This is a genomic window from Massilia sp. TSP1-1-2, from assembly GCF_049896185.1.
Lineage (GTDB): Bacteria > Pseudomonadota > Gammaproteobacteria > Burkholderiales > Burkholderiaceae_D > Telluria_A.
Genome location: NZ_JAFCTU010000035.1, coordinates 26,648 through 48,478 on the forward strand (window position 1 = coordinate 26,648; position 21,831 = coordinate 48,478).

The 21,831-nt window shown below is 61.1% G+C and carries 17 protein-coding genes and 3 tRNA genes; 12 read left to right on the forward strand and 8 right to left on the reverse strand.

Going from position 1 to position 21,831, the window contains the following annotated elements:
- Nucleotides 1-85: 85 nt before the first annotated feature.
- Genes ACP7BV_RS22485 through ACP7BV_RS22495 form a run of 3 tightly spaced genes read right to left on the reverse strand, consistent with a single transcriptional unit; the run spans nt 86 to nt 1,592 of the window.
- Complete coding sequence (locus ACP7BV_RS22485; protein WP_426106957.1) at nt 86-1,006, reverse strand: alpha/beta fold hydrolase; 921 nt, start codon at nt 1,004-1,006, stop codon at nt 86-88.
- Nucleotides 1,003-1,206 carry a helix-turn-helix transcriptional regulator gene (locus ACP7BV_RS22490; RefSeq protein ID WP_426106958.1) on the reverse strand — a complete coding sequence of 68 codons (204 nt, stop codon included), beginning with the start codon at nt 1,204-1,206 and terminating at the stop codon, nt 1,003-1,005. The genes ACP7BV_RS22485 and ACP7BV_RS22490 overlap by 4 nt, the downstream gene beginning before the upstream one ends.
- Nucleotides 1,203-1,592: a hypothetical protein gene (locus tag ACP7BV_RS22495; RefSeq protein ID WP_426106960.1), complete on the reverse strand. Its 390-nt coding sequence runs from the start codon at nt 1,590-1,592 to the stop codon at nt 1,203-1,205. Before ACP7BV_RS22495 ends, ACP7BV_RS22490 begins: the two co-directional genes overlap by 4 nt.
- Before the next feature lie 127 nt (nt 1,593-1,719).
- On the opposite strand from ACP7BV_RS22495, the gene ACP7BV_RS22500 reads away from it, so the two are divergent.
- Complete coding sequence (locus tag ACP7BV_RS22500; RefSeq protein WP_426106961.1) at nt 1,720-2,973, forward strand: TIGR03862 family flavoprotein; 1,254 nt, start codon at nt 1,720-1,722, stop codon at nt 2,971-2,973.
- Here ACP7BV_RS22500 and ACP7BV_RS22505 read toward each other — a convergent pair.
- From ACP7BV_RS22505 to hpnC, 5 genes are all read right to left on the reverse strand, one after another.
- Nucleotides 2,966-3,772, reverse strand: a complete 807-nt coding sequence (locus tag ACP7BV_RS22505; protein WP_426106963.1) for a GIN domain-containing protein — start codon at nt 3,770-3,772, stop codon at nt 2,966-2,968. The two genes, ACP7BV_RS22500 and ACP7BV_RS22505, sit on opposite strands and share 8 nt — an antisense overlap.
- Before the next feature lie 7 nt (nt 3,773-3,779).
- Complete coding sequence (locus ACP7BV_RS22510) at nt 3,780-4,601, reverse strand: DUF1700 domain-containing protein (protein ID WP_426106965.1); 822 nt, start codon at nt 4,599-4,601, stop codon at nt 3,780-3,782.
- Between the two features lie 324 nt (nt 4,602-4,925).
- Nucleotides 4,926-6,269 (reverse strand): hydroxysqualene dehydroxylase HpnE, encoded by a 1,344-nt coding sequence (gene hpnE / locus ACP7BV_RS22515; RefSeq protein ID WP_426106967.1) that lies wholly within the window; start codon nt 6,267-6,269, stop codon nt 4,926-4,928.
- Between the two features lie 4 nt (nt 6,270-6,273).
- Nucleotides 6,274-7,107, reverse strand: a complete 834-nt coding sequence (gene hpnD, locus ACP7BV_RS22520) for a presqualene diphosphate synthase HpnD (RefSeq protein ID WP_426106969.1) — start codon at nt 7,105-7,107, stop codon at nt 6,274-6,276.
- Between the two features lie 124 nt (nt 7,108-7,231).
- The gene (hpnC, locus tag ACP7BV_RS22525; protein WP_426106971.1) at nt 7,232-8,041 is read right to left on the reverse strand and encodes a squalene synthase HpnC; all 810 of its coding nucleotides are present in this window, start codon (nt 8,039-8,041) and stop codon (nt 7,232-7,234) included.
- Nucleotides 8,042-8,192: 151 nt separating this feature from the next.
- On the opposite strand from hpnC, the gene ACP7BV_RS22530 reads away from it, so the two are divergent.
- The 11 genes from ACP7BV_RS22530 to ACP7BV_RS22580 all read left to right on the forward strand — a co-directional run bounded on the left by ACP7BV_RS22530 (nt 8,193) and on the right by ACP7BV_RS22580 (nt 21,631).
- Complete coding sequence (locus tag ACP7BV_RS22530) at nt 8,193-9,284, forward strand: efflux RND transporter periplasmic adaptor subunit (protein ID WP_426106973.1); 1,092 nt, start codon at nt 8,193-8,195, stop codon at nt 9,282-9,284.
- A complete protein-coding gene (locus ACP7BV_RS22535; RefSeq protein WP_426106974.1) occupies nt 9,281-12,406 on the forward strand; it encodes an efflux RND transporter permease subunit in 3,126 nt (1,041 codons plus the stop codon). The genes ACP7BV_RS22530 and ACP7BV_RS22535 overlap by 4 nt, the downstream gene beginning before the upstream one ends.
- 332 nt (nt 12,407-12,738) lie before the next feature.
- A tRNA-Leu gene (locus ACP7BV_RS22540) sits at nt 12,739-12,825 on the forward strand.
- 35 nt (nt 12,826-12,860) lie between these two features.
- Nucleotides 12,861-14,201: a trigger factor gene (tig, locus tag ACP7BV_RS22545; protein ID WP_426106976.1), complete on the forward strand. Its 1,341-nt coding sequence runs from the start codon at nt 12,861-12,863 to the stop codon at nt 14,199-14,201.
- Nucleotides 14,202-14,248: 47 nt separating this feature from the next.
- Nucleotides 14,249-14,866: an ATP-dependent Clp endopeptidase proteolytic subunit ClpP gene (gene clpP, locus ACP7BV_RS22550; RefSeq protein WP_426106977.1), complete on the forward strand. Its 618-nt coding sequence runs from the start codon at nt 14,249-14,251 to the stop codon at nt 14,864-14,866.
- A 150-nt stretch (nt 14,867-15,016) separates the two neighbouring features.
- On the forward strand, nt 15,017-16,285 hold the full coding sequence (gene clpX / locus ACP7BV_RS22555; RefSeq protein WP_426106978.1) for an ATP-dependent Clp protease ATP-binding subunit ClpX: 1,269 nt from the start codon (nt 15,017-15,019) through the stop codon (nt 16,283-16,285).
- Between the two features lie 283 nt (nt 16,286-16,568).
- Nucleotides 16,569-18,989: an endopeptidase La gene (gene lon / locus ACP7BV_RS22560; RefSeq protein ID WP_426106980.1), complete on the forward strand. Its 2,421-nt coding sequence runs from the start codon at nt 16,569-16,571 to the stop codon at nt 18,987-18,989.
- Between the two features lie 129 nt (nt 18,990-19,118).
- Nucleotides 19,119-19,391: an HU family DNA-binding protein gene (locus tag ACP7BV_RS22565; RefSeq protein ID WP_426106981.1), complete on the forward strand. Its 273-nt coding sequence runs from the start codon at nt 19,119-19,121 to the stop codon at nt 19,389-19,391.
- A 66-nt stretch (nt 19,392-19,457) separates the two neighbouring features.
- Nucleotides 19,458-19,533 (forward strand) — tRNA-Val (locus tag ACP7BV_RS22570).
- Nucleotides 19,534-19,559: 26 nt separating this feature from the next.
- A tRNA-Asp gene (locus tag ACP7BV_RS22575) sits at nt 19,560-19,636 on the forward strand.
- A 90-nt stretch (nt 19,637-19,726) separates the two neighbouring features.
- Nucleotides 19,727-21,631: a SurA N-terminal domain-containing protein gene (locus ACP7BV_RS22580; protein ID WP_426106983.1), complete on the forward strand. Its 1,905-nt coding sequence runs from the start codon at nt 19,727-19,729 to the stop codon at nt 21,629-21,631.
- The last annotated feature ends 200 nt before the right edge of the window (nt 21,632-21,831 follow it).

Consider the following 21,831-nt stretch of genomic DNA (forward strand, 5'->3'; position numbering starts at 1 on the left):
CCGTCCTTCCTTTCGCAACGGTGCCGATCACGAATGTCGTGCCAGATCAGCCCGTCCGTCCGGGGCGCGATGCGCAGGTATCAACTCACTGCGGCAGCGCCTTCAAATACGTCGCAATCGCCTCACCCACCGCCTGCGGCTGGTCGAACATCGCAAAATGCCGTGCCGGCGACACTATCTTGACCGTCGCATGTGGCGTGCCCTGCATCAGCGAGGTGTAATACGCCGCCTTGCCCGCTTCATCCAGCGGCTGCTGCCCCGCGTCAACCGGCGAATACGGCGCAATCACCAGGACCGGCACCTTGATGGCCGGCAGCGCGCTGCGCAAGTCGATCGCCACGCCGTCAGCCATGTAGCGCATGACGGCTGCCGGGTCGCTCTTGCCGCTCAGCTTGGCCAGTTCGTCGGCGCGCGCCATGTCCAGCGTGCCGGTGCCGCGCATGTATTGCTGCTGCTGGGCCGCAAACGCTTGCGCCGTTGGCACCGGCTTGGGACTGTTGAGCATCGCGACCATTTGGGTGCGCTGTTCCGGCGGCCAATTTTCAGTTCCCGGCAACACCGGCAAACCATCGATCGCCACCACGCCCCGCACCAGGTCGGGGTGCGCCGCGGCCAGCGTCAGCGACATGGTCGCGCCCAGGCTGTGCCCGATCAGCACCGGCAGCTTGAGCTTGCGCGTTTCGATCAGCGCGCGCACCGATTCCTGCGCCGCCGCCATGCCCTTGCCGTCAACCGCCGCCCGGCCATCAAAACCGGGCAATGTCAGCACATAGATCACGTGCTCCTTGCTGAACTGGCCGATCGTGTCCTGGAACGCCCAGGGTCCGCTGGCCAGGCCCGGAATGAGGATCAGCGGCGTGCCTTTGCTGCCGTGCCGTTCGACTAACGTGGCGCCGACCTCGAAGCGTTCCACCGGCACCGCCGTCGCGGCGTAGCGGTTGGTTTCGGCGGCAAATGCGGGAACACTGGCGCACAGTGCTGCGGCAAGAATAAGACGGGCAATCATGAAGCCTCCTGGTCAGGTGTAAAAATAGCCTCGATGGGCCGGGAAAAAAGTCTGGAAATGGCAAACGCGAGTGGCAAGCTGGGGTCGTAACGCCCGGTTTCGATGGCGTTCACCGTCTGGCGCGACACGCTCAGCAGGTCGGCGAGATGGGCCTGGCTCCAGCCCAGCTCTGCCCGCAGTGTTCGGATGGTGTTGTTCATCGGTTCATAAAGGCGCGAACGACAGTCGAGCCCCACCAGGTTCCGCCCATCACGCACCATACGGTGAACATCGACAGCTTTTCGTAGCCGGCGGTCTCCAGAAAACCGTAGGTAAAGGTGGCGGCCGCGGTTACCGCTGCCGCGATGGCGATGTTTTCCAGCGTGAACTTGCGAATGTACTCATCGACCCGCATCAGGTGGCGCCCGATCGCCCATACCACGCCCAGAAAGCCGAGCATGGGGAGCATCAAAACGACCGTGCGCAGCGGTCCCTCGGCCATCGGGCGTCCGAACTTGATCGTTCCCACCAGAATGATCCCATACACCGCAAAGCCGGCCGCCATCTCCGTAAGGTAGGCGCGGCTTACCGTTTTCTCGTGCATCATGTTGCTCCTTGTTGTAAAGTATGCTTTACATAGTAGGCAGCTTCGCAAGCGGTGTCAAGTAAGCTTTACATATTTTTTGAGACAGTATTCTGGACTACAATGCTCACCTTGTTATTCGAGCCATGCCATGCCTGCCAAGTCTTCCTCTCCACCGCGCGTTGCCGTCATTGGCGGCGGCCCCGCAGGCCTGATGGCCGCCGAAGTCCTCAGCCAGGGCGGCTTGCAGGTCGACCTGTATGACGCGATGCCCTCGGTGGGCCGCAAATTCCTGCTGGCCGGCAAGGGCGGCATGAACATCACCCATGCCGAACCGTATCCCGCGTTCGTGCAGCGCTACGGCGCGCGCCACGCACAGGTCGCGCCCTGGCTGCAAGCGTTCGACGCTGCTGCCGTGCGCAGCTGGATCCACCAACTCGGGGTCGACACCTTTGTTGGCACGTCGGGCCGCGTGTTCCCGGCCGACATGAAAGCGGCGCCGCTGCTGCGCGCCTGGCTGCACCGGCTGCGCGGCGCCGGCGTGCAGCTGCACATGCGGCATCGCTGGCTGGGCTGGGATCAGGAAACGCTGCGCTTTGCCACGCCCACCGGCGAGCTGCGGGTGCAGGCCGACGCGCTGGTGCTGGCCCTGGGCGGAGGCAGCTGGGCAAGGCTGGGCTCGGACGGCGCTTGGGTGCCGCTGCTGCACCAGCGCGCAGTGCCGGTGGCGCCCTTGATGCCGTCCAATTGCGGCTTCGACACCGGCTGGAGCGCGCATTTCAGCAGCCGCCATGCGGGCGCGCCCTTGACCACGGTGGCCATCACCTCCACCGACGCACATGGCGCGCAGGTGCGCCGCCAGGGCCAGTTCGTGATCACCGCCACCGGCGTTGAAGGCAGCCTAATCTATGCGCTGTCGGCCGCGCTGCGCGAGCAGATCGCCGCCGCCGGCAGCGCCACCATCTATTTGGATCTGGTCCCGGACTTCAGCGCCGCGCGCGTGCATGCCGAAGTCACGCGGCCGCGTGGCGCGCGCTCGATGGCGAGCCACCTGCAAAGCCGGCTGGGCATCAAGGGCTTAAAGTCGGGCTTGCTGCGCGAATGCCTGTCGGCGGCCGAATTCGCCGACACCGACCGCCTGGCCGAAGCGCTGAAAATGCTGCCGGTCGTGCTCACCAGAACGCGCCCGCTCGACGAAGCGATCAGCAGCGCGGGCGGCGTGATGTTCGAAGGGATCGATGACGCCAGCGGCATGCTGCGCGCCATCCCCGGCGTGTTCGTCGCCGGCGAAATGATCGACTGGGAAGCGCCGACCGGCGGCTACCTGCTCACCGCCTGCTTTGCCAGCGGGCGTGCCGCAGGGCAGGGCGCGCTGGCCTGGCTGGCCGCGCGCGGCCTTATTTGAACGTGACGTCGCCCGAGCCGGTGCGGCTGACAACGCGCTCGCCAGGATTGCCCAGCACGCTGACGTCGCCGCTGCCGCGCACGGTCACTTCTGCACTCTTGAACGCCTGAACCGACGCGCTGCCCGAACCGTGCAGTTCGATTGTTGCAGCGTCGGCCGCAAGATGCTCTGCGTCGAGCCTGCCCGAGCCGGTCTGGCTGGCCTTGAATTGCTTGCACGAACCGACAACCGTCATTTGCCCGGACCCGGACAGCGCCACATCCACCGTGTCGCTGGCGCCGCCATTGACTTCCATGTCGCCGCTGCCGCGCACCTGCGCATGGACTTCCTTGAAGCGGCCGTTGAACTTGACCAGGCCCGAGCCGTCTAAGACAACGTTGAGGCGCTCCCCGCTAAAACCATTGATGGTGCTCTCGCCGCTGCCCTTGATGCGCACCGTATCAATGGTCGGCAGCACCAGAATGACTTGCAGCGGCAGGCGCTTGTGCAGCAGCATGCCCTTGACGGCGATCTGCAGCGCGCTGCCATCGGCCATGGTATCCACGTTGCCGAGCAGGCGCTGCTCGCCGCGCACCGTCAGCGCCGGCACCGCGCCCTGGCGCAGCGTCAAGTCAACCGCGCCGCTGACGTTAATTTCCGTCACCGTGGCAGGGACCGTGCGCGTTTCGCTGGCCAGTTCCCGCCCTTCGCTCTGGCTACGGGTGTTTACGCCTTGCGCGCGCAGCATGGAAAAGGTCAGGCCGATCAGCACAAAGGCCAGCAGCAGCAGTCCCGAACCGATCTTGAGTAAGGTGCGCATGGTTTCCTCAGTTTCCCTTGAGCAGGGAGAAATTCATTTCGATGTAGCGCCGGGCGGCGATGAAGGTATAGCGGGTGACCATCAGGCATAGCAGCAGCATCAGGATTCCGCCCAGCACCAGGCCAAAGCCAAAAAAGGTTTGGGTGGTGCGCGAAGCCTCATCCATTTCGGTATTGAACTTGACGCCGATGGTGGCGACCTGTTCGGCCCGGCGCAGCGCGCGGATGGTTTGCTTGCCTTCGCTGTCGTCCACTTCGGCGTCGGCGGCGTCCGCGGTGGCCTTGTTGAGCGCGCCGGCTACCGGTTCCGTGTAAATTTGGATGTTGCCGCCGCTGATGGCGACCTTGGTCTGGCGTTCGCCGTCGCGCCGCTCGTCATTGTTGTCGTCGTCATGGATCACCATGCTCTTGAACGGGCCGTCGAGCTTGACTTCAGTGGCGCCGGACAGGCCGCTGGCCGTGATCACCACGCCGTACAAATACAACGCCAGGCCAAGCGCGTACAGCGATGCCAGCACGGCCGCATAGACCACGGCCGGCACCACCATCACCAGGTTGAAGATCAACAGGCCGATCGCGGCAAAGCCCACCCGCACGAAGTTGGCCGGGTTCTTGCGCGTTTCAAAAGCTTGCATGTGCACGCTGGCGCGCAGCGTCATGGCGATTTTTTTCGGGTCGCCCAGTTCGGTGGCCAGGTCGGCCTCGCTGCGCCCGGCCAACGCGCCGTCCACAAAGCGCTGCTCGTAAAAGGCGAGCGTTTGGGCCTGCGTTGCCGGCGCCAGGCCGGTCATGGCGCGCTTGAGCGCGTCCAGGTAGTCAATTTTGCCCATGATGTGCTTCTCGGTTGCGTGCGTTCAGAAATGGCTCAATGGCTCAATGGCTCAATGGCTCAGTGGCTCAGTGGCTCAGTGGCTCAGTGGGGTAAGAACAATCACGGCGGTCGCTGCTGCGACAAACGCGAGCAGGGTCAAGGCGCGCAATCCCAGAGTGATGTCCATTTTGCAATCCCGTCTTCAGGTATCAGTATCGATGGTGCGACTGTACGAAAAGGGCGCGCTCTTGGCCATGTGCATGCGACAGTCTGCGTCTTTCAGGGGGCAGACGACCGGATAGCGCGACGGCGCCGTGGCGCATCAGGGGAAGGGACGCGCCTTTCAGCGTGTCCGCACCAGGCGGGCGGCGCCCACGCCACTGCGCACGGCCGACTCCAGCGTGGCCGGATAGTCGCTCGCGGTGTAGTCCCCGGCCAGCGCCAGGCCTGGCAAGCCAACGTCAATCGCGGGCCGTTGCAAGCCGGGCGTGCAGGCAAAGGTGGCGCGCTTTTCGGTGATCACCTGGCTCCAGGCCGGCGTGGCCAGTTCCGGGCGTGCAAACGCGTGCGCCAATTGTTCGGCAATGGCGCCGCTCAAGGCGTGCCGCTCGAGCGCGCCGGCCTGGGATGAGGCGCTGACCACCACCGACAGCAGGCCTGGCTGGGCCAATTCGAGCTGGCCGCGGTCGAACACGAACTGTCCCCAGCGCCCGCTGGCCGGGTCATCGAGCAAGGCGTAAAAGGGCAGGTCCAGCCGCGTGCCAAGGCCGTATTGCAGGTAGCAGGTGGTGATCGGTTCGTACTCGAAGGCCATCAGTGCCGTCGCCAGTTCTTGTTTGCCAAGTTTGGCCAGTAGTACGGCGCTTGACGGCGCGCCGCCGGCCAGCACTGCCGCGTCCACCTGCACGCTCCAGTTGCCGTCCACTTGATTGCCGGTCGCTTCCACCTGCCAACGGCCGTCGCTCGGCGCTATTGGCGACAGCGCGCCGACCTTGGCGCCGGTGCGCACCATGCCCCCGCGCGCGATAATGTAAGCGGCGGCGGCGGCCGGGAACAGCGCCGTCAGGTCGGTGCGCGGCAACAGCATGTCGGAGGCGGCGCGGCGCGCGCCCAGGCTGTCGCGCAGCACGTTGAGAAACACCTGCGCCGACGCGCGCTCGGGCGGCGTGTTCAGCGCCGCCAGGCACAGCGGACGCCACATCAGTGCGATCAAGCGGTCGGTCTGGTCGAAACGCTCCAGCAGTTCGCTCACGCTGCAATCAACGTGCAGGCGCCAGTCCATCCAGCGCGCCGTGGTTGAAAAGCGCGCCAGCGACATCTTGTCGGCGCGCGTGAGCCCCTTGGCGCGCAGCAGCGCCACGGCCAGGTGCAGCGGCGCGATCAGGCGCGGCGCGATGAAATCCATGCCCTGGCCGGCCGGCGGATAGCGCATCTGCAGCGGCACATTGAGCAGCGCGCTGGCCGGATCGATGTCCACCAGGCGCAGCAGGCGCAGCGTTTCAGTGTACGCGCCCAGCAAAATGTGCTGGCCGTTGTCGAGCGTCAGTCCATTCGCTTCGACCGCGCGCGCGCGCCCGCCCAGCGTGCGCGCGGCCTCGAACAGGGTGACCTTGTAGCCGGCGCGGGCCAGCTCCACCGCCGCGCTGCAGCCGGCCCAGCCACCGCCGATCACGGCTGCCGTTTTCACGCTGTCAGCCACGAATATAGGTTTTCCACGCGAGCCACAGTTTGCGGATCGGCGTGAGCGAGATGCGCTGCGTGAGCACGCGGTAGTTGTCGCGCTCGATTTCGTCGAGCACCGTGCGGTAGATGGCGGCCATCATCAAGCCCGGACGCTGGGCGCGCCGGTCGGCCTGCGGCAGCAGTGCGAACGCTTCGTCGTAGACCTTTTTTGCGCGCTCGACCTGGAAGCGCATCAGCGCTTCGAACTTGTCGCTGTGGCGCGCGTTGAGCAAGTCGGCCGCCGTCACGCCGAACTGCTGCAGCTCGTTGACCGGCAGGTAAATGCGGCCCTTGCGCGCGTCTTCCCCCACGTCGCGGATGATGTTGGTGAGCTGGAAAGCCAGGCCCAGCTTTTCGGCGTATTCCAGCGTCTTGGGATTGGTCACGCCAAAAATGCTGGCCGACAAAATGCCCACCACGCTGGCCACGTGCCAGCAATAGCGCTGCATGGCGGGGAAATCAAGGTAGCGGGTCTGGTCCAGGTCCATTTCCATGCCGTCGATGATCGCCTGCAAGTGCTTTTCCTGCAGATTGTAGAGCGCCAGGTGCGGCTGCAGGGCCAGCATCACCGGGTGCGTGGGGGTGCCCATGTACATGGTTGACACTTCCGTGCGCCACCAGGCCAGCTTGATGCGGGCAATGGATTGGTCGGTGCACTCGTCCACCGTATCGTCCACTTCGCGGCAAAAGGCGTACATGGCCGTGATCGCGCGCCTGCGCTCGGGCGGCAGGAACAGGAAACTGTAGTAGAAACTGGAGCCGCTCTGGACGGTTTTTTGTTGGCAGTATTCGTCGGGGGACATGGTCAGAAATGCAATAGTGGGCAGGGCGAAGCCGCTATTCTATAGCGCCGCGCCCCATGCGAGGGCGCGCGGTGTTGGTTTTTGGTTCACATGGCGCAATCAGATGCCAGATTCGCGTGTCCATTCACATCCACAAGGCGCGCCACATAATCACGATCCAGTCGCGCGCCTTGAGCTTGGGGCGGCGCCGAAATACGTCGAACTGCACCGCTTCGATCGCCTGCAGGATGCGCAGCCCGCCCTGAACCACCAGCCGCAGTTCCCAGCCAATGCGCCCGGGCAGGCGCTTGGCCAGCGGCGCGCCTGCAAGCATCAGCGCGCGCGCGCGCGTTACCTCGAAAAACATCATGGCCTGGAACCTGGCATCGGCGTTGGCCGCGTCGAGCTGGGCGGCAGTCACGCCGAAGCGCTGCATGTCGTCCAAGGGGACGTAAATGCGCTGCTTCTCGCGGTCAATCGCCACATCCTGCAAAAAATTGATCAACTGCAGGGCCGAGCAAATGGCGTCGGACTCGGCCACGTTGCCCGGCGTCGCCGCCCCATACAGATGCAGCATCAACAGGCCGACCGGGTTGGCCGAGCGGCGGCAATAGTCGAGCAACAGCGCGAACGTGGCGTAGCTGGTGGTGCCCACATCCTGCTTGAAGGCCGACAGCAAATCGTTAAACGGTTGCAGCGGCAAGCCGTACTGGGCAATGACGCCGGCCAGGCGCGCAAACATGGGTTCTGGCTGCTGCTCGCCGCGGCCGATCGAGGCCAGCGCCGCTTCATAGGCACCCAGCGCGGCCAGGCGCTCATGGGGCAGGGCGTCGCCCTCGTCGGCGATATCGTCGGCGCTGCGGGCAAAGGCATAGATGGCTTCGACGGCCGGCACCAGCCGCTTGGGCAGCAATACAGAAGCTACCGGGAAATTTTCGTAATGATCGACGGGCATGAGAATCTAAGGACGCTTGCGAGCAATGTTTGTACTATTGTAATTAATAACCGAAAAGTCAGTTAGCTGTAGTTGCCGTACGAGTAGTAGCATCATGCATTTCGTCCCGGCGCCGGGTTGCCCAAGCCCCACGCATAGTAAAGGAAAACCAGTGCTTGCCCTAAAAAACCTGCTCCTCCTCCACCTTCTTTTGCTTGGCGGCTGTGCCAAGGAAGCGGCAAAGGTGGAAGATATCCGCCCGGTGCGGGTGCTCGTGCTGACCTCCAGCAATGTCGGCATCAATGCCGAATTTGCCGGTGAAGTGCGCTCCCGGGTCGAATCGCGCCTGGCGTTTCGCGTGCCCGGCAAGATCACCGCCCGCAAAGTGGACCCCGGCACCGTGGTCAAGCGCGGCCAGATACTCATGCAGCTCGATCCGCAGGATTTGCGCTTGTCGCAGGCCCAGTCCAAGGCCACGCTGACGGCGGCGGAAACATCGCGCGACCTGGCCAAGGCCGAACTGAAACGCTACCAGGAACTGCGCATCAAAAATTTCGTCAGCGGGGCGGTGCTGGACCAGAAGCTGTCGGCATGGAAGGCGGCCCAGGCCAATGTGGACGCCGCGCAGGCCGGCTATTTTGGCCAGTCCAACCAGGCCGGCTATGCCACGCTGGTGGCCGACATCGACGGCGTGGTCACCGCCGTCGACGCCGACGTCGGCTCGGTGGTGTTGCCCGGCACGCCAGTGGTGCGGGTGGCCAAGGCGGGCGACAAGGAAATCGTCATCGGCCTGCCGGAAGACAAAGTCGATACGCTGCGCCAGGTGCAAGACGTCACCGTTCGCCTGTGGGCCAACCCCAACGTCGTCATTCCCGGCAAGGTGCGCGAAGTCTCGCCCGTGGCCGATGCCGCCACGCGCACGTATGCGGTTAAGGTGGCGATTCCCGACAGCGCGCTGGACGTCAAGCTGGGCATGACGGCGCTGGTGCAGTTTGCCTCGAGCACGGCGGCGCCCATGATCCGCGTGCCGCTCACGGCCCTGTTCCATGAAAAGGCGACGACCTCGGTGTGGCTGGTCGAAAACGGCGCCGTCAAGCTGGTGCCGGTGCAGATCGGCGGCACCGCCGGCAATGAAGTGGTCCTGGTGGGCGGCGTCACGGCTGGCCAGACGGTGGTGACGGCGGGCGTGAACCTGCTCAAGGCGGGGCAAAAGGTCAAGATTTTGGCGGCCGAACAGCCGGCGTCGGGCGGGATCGCGCAATGAAGGGCGGCTTCAATCTGTCGCGCTGGGCCCTCGAACACATCGCACTGACGCGCTACCTGATGGCCGCGCTGCTGCTGGGCGGCATCATCAGCTACATGAACCTGGGGCAGGATGAAGATCCGCCGTTTACCTTCCGCATCATGGTCGTGCGCGCCATCTGGCCGGGTGCCACCGCCGTGCAGATGGCCGAACAGGTGACCGACAAGCTCGAAAAAAAGCTGCAGGAGACGCCTTACATCGACAAGATCAGGAGCTACTCCAAGCCGGGCGAAACCATCATCCTGGTGCAGCTGCGCGAGTCGACGCCGCCCAAGGAAACGGCCACCTCGTGGTACCAGGTGCGCAAGAAAATGGGCGATATCCGGCCCACGCTGCCCCCGGGCGTGATCGGGCCGTTTTTCAATGACGAATTTGGCGACACCTTCGGCTCCATCTTCGCCATTTCGGGCGACGGCTTTACCTACGCCGAGATGAAGCAGTACGCCGACTTCGTGCGCCAGCAACTGCTGCGCGTGCCGCTGGTGTCCAAAGTGGAGCAGTTTGGCGTACAGGACGAGAAGATCAACATCGAGTTCTCGCATAAAAAATTCGCGCAGCTGGGCGTGCCCTTCGAAGTCATCGCCAACCAGATCGCCACCCAGAACACGGTGGAGTCGAGCGGCGTGCTGGTCACGCCCACCGACGACCTGCAGGTGCGCGTGACGGGCGCCTTGATGACGGTAAAAGACCTGGAAAACCTGGAGCTCAGGGCAGGGCAGACCACGATCCGGCTGGGCGACTTTGCCACCATCAAGCGCGAGTACCAGGATCCGCCGATCGACAAGATGCGCTTTAACGGCAAGGAAGTCATCGGCCTTGGCGTGTCGATGGAAAAGGGCGGCAATATCATCGTGCTGGGCAAGGAGCTGGACAAGACGGTGGCGGCAATCAAAGCCAAGCTGCCGGTCGGGATCGAACTTGCCCGCGTGTCGGACCAGCCGCGCGCCGTCACCGCCTCGGTCAGCGAATTTATCCACACGCTCATCGAGGCGATCGCCATTGTGCTCATTGTGAGCTTCGTCGCGCTCGGACTGCACACCAAGCCGCTGCGGCTCGACATGCGCCCCGGCCTGGTGGTGGCGCTGACCATTCCGCTGGTGCTGGCCATTACGTTTTTGTTCATGCGCCTGTTCGATATCGACCTGCATAAAATTTCGCTCGGCGCGCTGATCATCGCGCTCGGCCTGCTGGTCGACGACGCCATCATTGCCGTTGAAATGATGGTGCGCAAAATGGAGGAGGGCATGTCGCGCTTTGACGCGGCCACTTTTGCCTACACCTCCACCGCCATGCCGATGCTGACCGGGACCCTGATCACGGCGGCCGGCTTTTTGCCGATCGGGCTGGCCAAGTCGGCCGCCGGCGAATATACGTTCTCGATGTTTTCGGTGAACGCGCTGGCCTTGATCATCTCCTGGCTGGTGGCGGTGTACTTCACGCCCTACATCGGCTTTTTGATATTGAAGGTCAAGCCGCACGCCGGCGGCGAAGCGGGGCACGACATGTTCGACACGCCGGGTTTTCAGCGCTTTCGCAATGTCGTCACCTGGTGCGTGGAGTGGCGCAAGACGACCATTGCCCTCAGCCTGGCGGTGTTTTTTCTCGGCGTGTTTGGCTTTACTTTCATCGAGAAGCAGTTCTTCCCCGATTCGAGCAGGCCTGAGCTGATGGTCGAGATGTGGATGCCCGAAGGGACCACGTTCAAGGCCAACGAAGCGCAGGCAAAAAAATTCGAAGCGTACATGCAAAAGCAGCCAAACGTGGAAAGCGTGACTAGCTATGTGGGCAATGGCAGTCCGCGCTTTTATCTGCCGCTGGACCAGATTTTTCCGCAGTCGAACGTGTCGCAAATCGTGGTGCTGGCCAAGGATGTGAAGAGCCGCGAACAGCTGCGCTTGAGCATCGTTGACGTCTTCAAGAACGATTTTCCCGACGTGCGCGGGCGCGTCAAGCTGCTGCCGAACGGGCCGCCGGTGCCGTATCCGGTGCAGTTTCGCGTCTCGGGGCCGGAGATTGCCACCACGCGCGAGTTGGCCGACAAGGTCAAGGAAATCATGCGCGCAAATAAAAACACGGCCGGCGTAAACGACAACTGGAACGAGTCGGTCAAAGTGCTGCGGCTTGACCTGGACCAGGACAAGTTGCGCGCTTTGGGCGTGACGTCGCAAACGGTGATGCGCGCGGCGAACACGATTTTGTCGGGCACCACGATCGGCCAGTTCCGCGAAGAGAACCGGCTGATCGACATCGTGGTGCGCCAGCCGCTCGAGGAGCGCGCCACCATCTCGGTGCTCAACGACACCAACATTCCTACCGCGTCGGGCAAGTCGGTGACCATCTCGCAGATCGCGCGCGCGCATTTTGTGTGGGAGCCGGGCGTGGTGTGGCGCGAAGGGCGCGAGTGGGCCATTACCGCGCAGTGCGACGTGATCGACGGCATCCAGGGGCCGACCGTGTCGGCGCAGGTGAGCGACGCCTTGAGCGCCTTGCGCAAGACGCTGCCCAATGGCTACACCATCAACCTGGAAGGCGCCGAAGCGGACAGCAAGGCGGCCGAAGCGTCGATTGCCGCCAATGTGCCGCTGGTGCTGTTCATCGTGTTCACGTTGCTGATGCTGCAGCTTCACAGTTTTTCGCGCGCGTTGATGGTGTTTCTGACCGGGCCGCTGGGCATTGCGGGCGCGGCGATGGCGCTGTTAATGTTGGGGCGCCCGTTCGGTTTTGTCGCCAACCTGGGCGTGATCGCGCTGTTTGGCATGATCATCCGTAACTCGGTGATTCTGGTCGACCAGATCGAAGCCGATATTGCCAACGGCACGCCGCCGTGGCATGCCGTGATCGAGGCGGCGGTGCGGCGCTGCCGGCCGATCATCCTGACGGCGGCAGCTGCCGCGCTGGCGATGATTCCGCTGTCGCGATCGGTTTTCTGGGGGCCGATGGCGGTGGCGATCATGGGCGGGCTAGTGGTGGCAACGGCGCTCACGCTGCTGTTCTTGCCGGCGCTGTACGCCGCCTGGTTCCGGGTCAAGAAACCGCTGCCGGGCATCTCGGCGCTCGACCAGAACTCCGTGTTCATGACCTGAACGCAGAAGGCAGCCGGGGTCAGACCACTTTTTCTTGAAAACCAGGGTCAGACCACTTTTGCTTGAAAACCAGGGTCAGACCACTTGTTCCAGATGTAAATCGCAAGGTGGCAAAAGTGGTCTGACCCTGGTTGTAGGGAAAAAGTGGTCTGACCCCGGTGTTTCGCGGTGTTTCGGGACGGTTTGGAAAAATCCCTATATGGTCAGAAAATCCAGTAAAATACCGGGTTGATGTTGTAGCCCCTAACAAAGGCAGTGCAGGGCGGCCGGTCTCATCATCGGGCGCCCTTTGTGTTTTCATGACGGACACAGGCAGTGCAAGCTGCGATCCCGCGAGGATGGCGAAATTGGTAGACGCACCAGGTTTAGGTCCTGACGCCAGCAATGGTGTGGGGGTTCGAGTCCCCCTCCTCGCACCACGAATTTAATTCATTTTTTTTGGACGATTTTTACAATGGCAACTGCAGTCGAAACCCTGGGTAAACTCGAACGTCGCTTGACGATCTCTTTTCCGCTGACTGACGTCCGTACGGAAGTCGAAAAGCGCCTGAAACAACAGGCCAAAACGGCCAAAGCGCCGGGATTTCGTCCAGGTAAAGTTCCTCTGAAGATGGTCGCCGCGCAGTACGGCTACCAGATCGAGTCCGACGTCCTGAACGACAAGGTTGGCCGCGCTTTCAGCGAAGCTGCCAACACCAATCAGTTGCGCGTGGCCGGCTACCCAAATATCGTACCAAAGGAAGACAGTCCTGAAGGCGTGCTCTCCTTTGACGCCACCTTCGAAGTCTATCCGGACGTCGTCATCTCCGACCTCTCGAGCGTCGAGATCGAAACCGTCAAGGCCGACGTTTCCGAAGCCGAAATCGAAAAAACCATCGACATCCTGCGCAAGCAGCGCGTTCACTACCACCCCAAGGGCGTGGCTGGCGAACACGGCGACGGCGGCGAGCCGATCGCAGCTGCTGCCGACCGCGTCACGGTTGACTTTACCGGCGTCATCGACGGCGTTGAATTCCCGGGCGGCAAAGCGGAAGACTATGCATTCGTGCTGGGCGAAGGGCGCATGCTGCCGGAATTCGAAGCGGCCACCATCGGCCTTAAAGTTGGCGAGAGCAAGACGTTCCCGCTGGCTTTTCCTGAGGACTACCATGGCAAGGACGTGGCCGGCAAAACTGCCGACTTCACCATCACCCTGAAGCAGCTCGAGTGGGCGCACCTGCCGGCAGTCGATGCAGAATTTGCCAAAACGCTGGGCATGGAAGACGGCGACCTGGAAAAGATGCGCGCGGATATCAAGGTCAACCTTGAGCGCGAAGTCGCCGGCCGCGTCAAGGCGCGCAACAAGGAAGCCGTCATGGACGCGCTCGTGGCTGTCGTCGACATGGAAGTGCCGAAGGCGATGATCGCCCAGGACGCCGAGCGTCTGGCCGAAATGACCCGCCAGGACATGGCGCAGCGCGGCATGGAGGTGAAAAACATGCCATTCCCGCAAGAATTATTCGCCGCCAAGGCCGAGCGCCGCGTGCGCCTGGGCCTGATCTTGTCGCAGTTGGTTGCAGACAACAAGCTGCAGGCTACCGCCGAGCAGGTCAAGGCGCAAATCGAAGATTTCGCGCAAAGTTACGAAGACCCGCGCGAAGTGCTCAAGTACTACTACAGCGATCGTCGCCGCCTGTCGGAAGTCGAAGCCCTTGTATTAGAAGAAAACGTCGTCAACTATGTGCTCAGCCGTGCGAAAGTCACCACCAAAGATGTGGCTTTCGACGAATTGATGGGAAGCCAGGCACAAGCTTAAGCCCCGGTACATGCCCGGGCCAGCCCTTACTAAAGGAAATGACAGCAATGAACCATAATCCGGCATTGGATACCCACGCTCTCGGCCTCGTGCCGATGGTGGTGGAGCAGAGTGGTCGTGGCGAGCGCGCCTATGACATTTATTCGCGCCTGCTCAAGGAGCGCGTGATTTTCATGGTCGGCCCGGTCAACGACCAGATGGCCAACCTGATCGTGGCCCAGCTGCTGTTCCTCGAGAGCGAAAATCCCGACAAGGACATTTCGCTCTACATCAACTCGCCCGGCGGATCGGTTTCGGCCGGCCTGGCGATCTTTGATACGATGAACTTCATCAAACCTGACGTGTCTACGTTATGTACGGGCCTGGCTGCGTCCATGGGTGCTTTCCTGCTTGCAGCGGGCACCAAGGGCAAGCGTTTCTCGCTGCCGAACTCGCGCATCATGATTCACCAGCCGTCGGGCGGCTCGCAAGGGCAAGCTTCCGACATTGAAATTCAGGCCAAGGAAATCCTGTACCTGCGCGAGCGTCTCAACCAGATCCTGGCTGAGCGCACCGGCAAGACGATGGAGCAGATCCACAAGGATACCGATCGCGACCGCTTCATGTCCGGCGACGAAGCGGCCGAATATGGCCTGATCGACAAAGTACTGACCAGCCGCGCTTGATGCATTCAACAAAGTGTTGCTGAAAAAACGCCCGGGCGCGACAACGTTCGGGCGTTTGCTTTTTATTTCGGGTAGCATGGCAATTCACAGCCCATCGCTCTGACGCCCGTCTTAGTCTTATTTTCATCGCAATCCAATAGAAACCTGCCCATGTCTGACAAAAAATCCTCCAGCGGCGAAAAACTCCTTTACTGCTCGTTCTGCGGCAAGAGCCAGCACGAGGTGAAGAAACTCATCGCGGGACCGTCCGTGTTCATCTGCGACGAGTGCATCGACCTGTGCAACGACATCATCCGCGACGAAACCTCGAACGTGGAATCGGTCGCCGGCGCCAAGTCGGACCTGCCAACGCCCAATGAAATCAAGGAACTGCTCGACCAGTATGTAATCGGCCAGCAAAAGGCCAAGCGCATCCTGTCGGTGGCGGTGTACAACCATTACAAGCGCTTGAAGCACCTCGGCAAGAAAGATGACGTCGAACTGGCCAAGAGCAACATCTTGCTGGTCGGTCCTACCGGCTCGGGCAAGACGCTGTTGGCGCAAACGCTGGCGCGTATGCTCAACGTCCCGTTCGTCATCGCTGACGCCACCACGCTGACCGAAGCCGGTTATGTGGGCGAAGACGTCGAAAACATTATCCAGAAGCTGCTGCAAAGCTGCAATTACGAAGTCGACAAGGCCCAGCGCGGCATTGTTTACATCGACGAGATCGATAAAATTTCGCGCAAGTCGGATAATCCCTCGATCACGCGCGACGTCTCCGGCGAAGGCGTGCAGCAAGCGCTGCTCAAACTGATCGAAGGCACCATGGCATCGGTGCCGCCGCAGGGCGGGCGCAAGCACCCGAACCAGGACTTCGTCCAGATCGACACGACCAACATCATGTTCATCTGCGGCGGCGCGTTTGACGGCCTGGTCAAGATCATCCAGAACCGCTCCGAAAAGAGCGGCATCGGCTTCTCGGCCAACGTCAAGAGCCAGGTGCAGCGCGATAGCAGCGACGTGCTGCTTGAAGCTGAACCGGAAGACTTGATCAAGTTCGGTCTGATTCCCGAGCTGGTGGGCCGTTTGCCGGTCGTTGCCGCCTTGAGCGAGCTGACGGAAGAGGCGCTGATCCAGATTTTGATCGAGCCGAAGAATGCCTTGATCAAACAGTATTCCAAGTTGCTTGAAATGGAAGGGGCCGAATTGGAAATTCGCCCGGCCGCTTTGCATGCTATTGCCCGTAAAGCATTGGCGCGCAAAACCGGTGCGCGCGGTTTGCGTTCGATTCTTGAACACGCCTTGTTGGATGTTATGTATGAACTGCCGAATCAGCAGAATGTCGTGAAGGTCGTTATCGATGAAAATTCGATCACGAACGGCGCAAAACCTTTACTGATTTACAGCGAAACAGCCAAGGCGTCCGGCGAAAACTGAAATTGTGCCGCGCGCACACAACAAAAGGGTTTGAATCCCTAATTCTTGGCGGTACAATTTACCTCAATAAAAGAATCAGGCTTCAATCGAAAAGCCACTCGCAGCGCCTCGCTGCGCAGTGGCTTTTTTAATTGACGTTCATTAAATTCTTTTAGTTTATTCCGGTGTATTTGAATCAAGTTATTAACTGTTTAAACGACTTGTGGAAAATATTTTTATTCGCCGGTCTTGTGTTTCGGCAGTGAGTGCCAACATCGTAAACACGCTTTCTATAAGGTATGCCATGACAACTTCCAAATTAACCGAGCAAACGACGCTGCCGTTACTGCCGTTGCGCGACGTGGTCGTCTTCCCGCATATGGTGATACCACTGTTCGTCGGCCGTCCGAAGTCGATCAAGGCGCTTGAGGCCGCGATGGAGCAAGGCAAGAGCATCATGCTTGCCGCCCAAAAGGCAGCCGCCAAGGATGAGCCATCCGCCTCCGATATCTACGAAATCGGTTGCGTGGCCAACATTCTCCAGATGCTCAAGCTTCCCGACGGCACCGTCAAGGTGCTGGTCGAGGGCGCCCAGCGCGCGCGTATCAATCACATCAGCGATACGTCGGCGCACTTCATTGCGGACCTGACCCCGCTCGAATCGGAAATCGGCGACGATTCCGAAGTCGAAGCGATGCGCCGGGCCATCGTTCAACAGTTTGACCAGTACGTCAAACTGAATAAAAAAATCCCACCCGAGATTCTCGCTTCGCTCGCCGGTATTGACGACGCAGGCCGCCTGGCCGATACGGTCGCCGCGCACTTGCCGCTCAAGCTCGAGCAAAAGCAAGTGATCCTGGAAATCTTTAACGTCGCCAAGCGCCTCGAGCATCTGCTTGGCCAGCTGGAAGGCGAACTCGATATCTTGCAGGTTGAAAAGCGCATCCGCGGCCGCGTCAAGCGCCAGATGGAAAAGTCGCAGCGCGAGTACTACCTGAACGAGCAGGTCAAGGCCATCCAGAAGGAATTGGGCGAGGGCGAAGACGGCGCCGACATCGACGAACTCGAGAAGAAAGTGATTGCCGCCAAGATGCCGAAAGAGGCACTCGACAAGGCAACCAACGAACTCAAGAAGTTGAAGCTGATGTCGCCGATGTCCGCCGAAGCGACCGTCGTGCGCAACTACATCGACACCCTGGTCAATCTGCCGTGGAAGAAAAAGTCCAAGGTCAACAACGACCTGGAAAACGCAGAGAAAGTCCTCGAGGGCGATCACTACGGCCTCGACAAGGTGAAAGAACGCATTCTGGAATACCTCGCGGTCCAGCAACGCGTCGACAAGCTCAAAGCACCGATCCTGTGCTTTGTGGGGCCTCCCGGCGTGGGTAAAACCTCGCTTGGTCAGTCCATCGCGCGTGCCACGAACCGCAAGTTCGTGCGCATGGCGCTGGGCGGCGTGCGCGACGAAGCCGAGATCCGGGGCCACCGCCGTACCTATATCGGCTCGATGCCGGGCAAGGTATTGCAGTCGCTGTCGAAAGTTGGCGTACGCAACCCGTTGTTCCTGTTAGATGAGATCGACAAGATGGGCGCGGACTTCCGCGGCGATCCTTCGTCGGCCCTGCTTGAAGTGCTGGACCCGGAACAGAACCATACGTTCTCGGACCATTACATCGAAGTGGACTTCGACTTGTCGGACGTAATGTTCGTGGCGACCTCGAACTCGTACAACATTCCGCCGGCGCTGCTGGACCGGATGGAAGTGATCCGCCTGTCGGGTTACACCGAGGATGAAAAGACCAGCATTGCGCAGCGTTACTTGCTGCCCAAGCAGATCAAGGCCAACGGTCTGAAGGAAGAAGAGATCAAGGTCGAGGAAGTCGCCATTCGCGACATCATCCGTTACTACACCCGGGAAGCCGGCGTGCGTTCACTCGAGCGTGAAATCTCGAAGATCTGCCGCAAGGTCGTCAAGATGCTGCTGACTAAAAAGGCCGACAAAAAGGTCCTCGTCAATGGCAAGAACATCGACAAGTTCCTTGGCGTGCGCCGTTACGACTTTGGCGTGGCGGAAAAGGAAAACCAGGTGGGCCAGGTGGTCGGCCTTGCATGGACCGAAGTGGGCGGCGACTTGCTGACCATCGAGGCGGTGCAAATGCCGGGCAAGGGCGGCGTGATTCGCACCGGTACCCTGGGCGACGTGATGAAAGAGTCGATCGAAGCGGCCCGTACGGTGGTGCGTTCGCGCGCCAATCGCCTGGGTATCCGTAACGACGTGTTTGAGAAATCCGACATTCACATCCACGTGCCGGAAGGCGCGACACCGAAGGACGGTCCGTCCGCCGGTATCGCCATGACCACCGCGCTGGTGTCGGTCTTTACGGGCATTCCGGTACGCGCCGACGTGGCGATGACGGGCGAAATCACGCTGCGCGGCGAAGTATTGCCGATCGGCGGACTGAAAGAGAAGCTGCTGGCGGCGCATCGCGGCGGCATCAAAACAGTCTTGATTCCCGAGCAAAACGTCAAGGACCTGGCCGATATTCCGGACAACGTCAAGAACAAGCTCGAAATCGTTCCGGTACGCTGGATCGACAAGGTGCTTGAAATTGCTCTGGAACGCATGCCGACGCCCGTGGTTGATTTGCCGGCCGTGGCCGTGGCACCGGCCGCAGCAGCCGCCGACGGTGCTGCCGCAGCAAGTACCGATGTCGTCAAGCACTAACTGCTAATTGTTGGTCAACGACAAGCGCCTTCGGGCGCTTGTTTGTTTTTGGCTTGACACATCTGTGGGCGGCTTGTTTAATACGCTGCTGCGGTATTTCCTGCCGCAATTTCAAGCAATGGGGCACACGTGAATAAAACAGAATTAATCGAAGAAATCGCCAAGTCGGCAGACATTACCAAGGCTTCGGCCACGCGCGCGCTCGACGCCGTGATCGAAGCGGTCACCAAGAGCTTGCGCGAGAACGACAGCGTGACCCTGGTCGGCTTTGGTACCTTCTCGGTCGGCGAGCGGGCGGCGCGCGAAGGGCGCAACCCGCGCACCAAGGAAGCGATCCAGATCGCTGCCGCCAAAGTCCCGAAATTTAAAGCTGGCAAAGCGCTCAAGGATGCAGTAAACTAATGTCCTTCAGCGAGGTGACAATCGCTGGAAAACGTTTGGAGGCACCCAAGTAAGTCGTTGATGCTTGGGCGCTTAGCTCAGTTGGTAGAGCGGAGCCCTTACAAGGCTTAGGTCGGGAGTTCGAGCCTCTCAGCGCCCACCACCAGACATGCAATACCCGTATTTTGAGGAGTGGTAGTTCAGTTGGTTAGAATACCGGCCTGTCACGTCGGGGGTCGCGGGTTCGAGTCCCGTCCGCTCCGCCAGCTTAAAGAAAAAGGGCGAACGAGAGTTCGCCTTTTTTTTCGTTTGCGTTTTAATTGCTGCTTTTTGCTTACCTTTTCGAATTGGCTCACATGTTTGAATTTATTCGCACGCACAAAAAATGGATGCAGGTACTGCTGGCATTGCTGATCATTCCGTCGTTCGTTGTCGTCGGTGTCAGCAGCTACGGTGGCGGCGGTGGCCCGGCGATGGAAGAAGTGGCCAATGTGGGCGGCCAGAAGGTCACCCAGCTGGATCTGGACGAAGCCCAGCGCCAGCAGCTCGACCGCGCGCGCTCCGCGATGGGCGAGCGTTTCAACGCCAAGGAATTCGAAACGCCTGAAGCGAAGCAGGCAGTGCTGGACAACCTGGTGTCCCAGCGTGCGCTCGACGCCGAACTGCGCGCCAGCCACATGACGGTCAGCGATGAAGTCTTGATGAAGGAAATCGGCAAGATCGAGGCCTTCAAGAAGCCCGACGGCAGCTTTGACCTCGATGGCTACAAGGCTTTGCTGGCAGCGCAGGGCATGCGTCCTACCCAGTTTCAAGAGCAGATGCGGCGCGACCTCGCGCTGCAGCAGCTCAACACCGCCATTCAGAGCAGTGCTTTTGCGCCGCGCGCCGTTGCCGCGCGCCTGTCGGAAATCGCCGACCAGGAACGCGAAGTACAAGAGCTGGTGTTCCCGGCCTCCGATTTTGTCGCGCAGGTGCAGGTCACGCCCGCGATGGTCAAGGCTTACTACGACAAGAATGCGCCGCTGTTTCAGATTCCCGAGCAGGTCAAGGCCGAGTACGTCGTGTTTGATGCCGCCGCCGTCGAGAAGCAGGTCACGGTCAGCGACGATGACGTTGCCGCGTACTACAAGGCCGAGCAGAAAAAGTTCACCACGCCGGAAGAGCGTCTTGCCAGTCATATCCTGATCAATGTGAAAGCGGGCGACGCGGCCCAAAACAGCGCCGCCAAGGCGAAAGCGGACGCCGTGCTGGCCGAAGTGCGCGCCGCGCCCGCCAACTTTGCCGCAATTGCCAAAACCCGTTCGGAAGACATCGCGTCGGCAGAACTGGGCGGCGACCTGGGTAATGTCGCCAGCGTCGACCCGCAACTGGCCGCCCCACTGCAAAAACTCAAGCAGGGCGAGGTTTCCTTGGTCGAAACCAGCTACGGTTACCACATCATCACCGTGACCAAGGTCACGCCCGCGGTCATCAAGCCGCTGGACGAAGTCAAGCTTGCGGTGGCTGCCGAACTCAAAAAGCAAAAGATGTCGAAGAAGTATTCGGAACTGGTCGAGACGTTCAATAATACCGTTGACGAGCAGAGCGAGAGCTTGAAGCCGGTGGCCGACAAGCTGGGCCTGACGGTCCAGGTGATCGAGCACCTGACGCGCACGCCATCGGCTGCACTGGGCGCCGTCCCGGCGAACAATGCCAAGTTCCTCAAGGCGCTGTTCTCGGCGGACTCGCTGAAGAACAAGCGCAACGTTGAAGCGGTGGAAGTGGCGCCTAGCGTGCTCGTCGCCGGCCGCGTGCTGGAGTACAAGCCGGCAGCAGCGCGGCCGCTGGCCGAAGTGGAAGCCGTCATCCGCCAGCGCGTAGCGCAGGAAGAAGCGACCAAGCTGGCGCAAAAAGCGGGCGCCGCCAAAATCGCTGCGGCCAAGCTGTCGGGCGACGCTGCAGGTTTCGGCGCGGCCAAAGTCGTCACGCGCAACAAGCCGCCAACGATTGCCCCTGCGGCGATGCTGGCGGTGCTCAAGGCCGATGTGACCAAGCTGCCAGCCTATGTCGGCGTCGATGTGCCGGGTGTGGGCTACGGCGTGTACCGCATTGGCAAGGTGACGCAGCCGGCGCAGGTTGATGTGGCACGCCGCAAGGCCGAGCAGGAGCAAATCGGCGGCGTCATCGCGCAGCAGGAAATGTACAGCTATATTGATGCGCTCAAGGTCAAGGCCAAGTCGAAGATCAAGCTCAAGCCAACCACGGTTTCCGACGCCAAGTAACCGGCACGGCACCATGAAAAAAACCCGGAAGCGAAAGCTGTCCGGGTTTTTTTATCGGTGCGACGAATGCGATATGAACAAAAGGCTTGCCGGCGGTGAAGCGCGCCCTGGCACCACATGAAGGTGTTGCCAAACGTTTTAGCAATAACCGGCAACCCAAAAATCGCGATATTTGATAGCCCGAAAACCAAACCGACATC

Excerpts from the sequence above, each read along its gene's own strand:
- ACP7BV_RS22485 (WP_426106957.1), bottom strand. The coding sequence starts at position 1,006 with ATGATTGCCCGTCTTATTCTTGCCGCAGCACTGTGCGCCAGTGTTCCC.
- ACP7BV_RS22490 (WP_426106958.1), bottom strand. The coding sequence starts at position 1,206 with ATGAACAACACCATCCGAACACTGCGGGCAGAGCTGGGCTGGAGCCAG.
- ACP7BV_RS22495 (WP_426106960.1), bottom strand. The coding sequence starts at position 1,592 with ATGATGCACGAGAAAACGGTAAGCCGCGCCTACCTTACGGAGATGGCG.
- ACP7BV_RS22500 (WP_426106961.1), top strand. The coding sequence starts at position 1,720 with ATGCCTGCCAAGTCTTCCTCTCCACCGCGCGTTGCCGTCATTGGCGGC.
- ACP7BV_RS22505 (WP_426106963.1), bottom strand. The coding sequence starts at position 3,772 with ATGCGCACCTTACTCAAGATCGGTTCGGGACTGCTGCTGCTGGCCTTT.
- ACP7BV_RS22510 (WP_426106965.1), bottom strand. The coding sequence starts at position 4,601 with ATGGGCAAAATTGACTACCTGGACGCGCTCAAGCGCGCCATGACCGGC.
- hpnD (WP_426106969.1), bottom strand. The coding sequence starts at position 7,107 with ATGTCCCCCGACGAATACTGCCAACAAAAAACCGTCCAGAGCGGCTCC.
- hpnC (WP_426106971.1), bottom strand. The coding sequence starts at position 8,041 with ATGCCCGTCGATCATTACGAAAATTTCCCGGTAGCTTCTGTATTGCTG.
- ACP7BV_RS22535 (WP_426106974.1), top strand. The coding sequence starts at position 9,281 with ATGAAGGGCGGCTTCAATCTGTCGCGCTGGGCCCTCGAACACATCGCA.
- tig (WP_426106976.1), top strand. The coding sequence starts at position 12,861 with ATGGCAACTGCAGTCGAAACCCTGGGTAAACTCGAACGTCGCTTGACG.
- clpP (WP_426106977.1), top strand. The coding sequence starts at position 14,249 with ATGAACCATAATCCGGCATTGGATACCCACGCTCTCGGCCTCGTGCCG.
- clpX (WP_426106978.1), top strand. The coding sequence starts at position 15,017 with ATGTCTGACAAAAAATCCTCCAGCGGCGAAAAACTCCTTTACTGCTCG.
- lon (WP_426106980.1), top strand. The coding sequence starts at position 16,569 with ATGACAACTTCCAAATTAACCGAGCAAACGACGCTGCCGTTACTGCCG.
- ACP7BV_RS22580 (WP_426106983.1), top strand. The coding sequence starts at position 19,727 with ATGTTTGAATTTATTCGCACGCACAAAAAATGGATGCAGGTACTGCTG.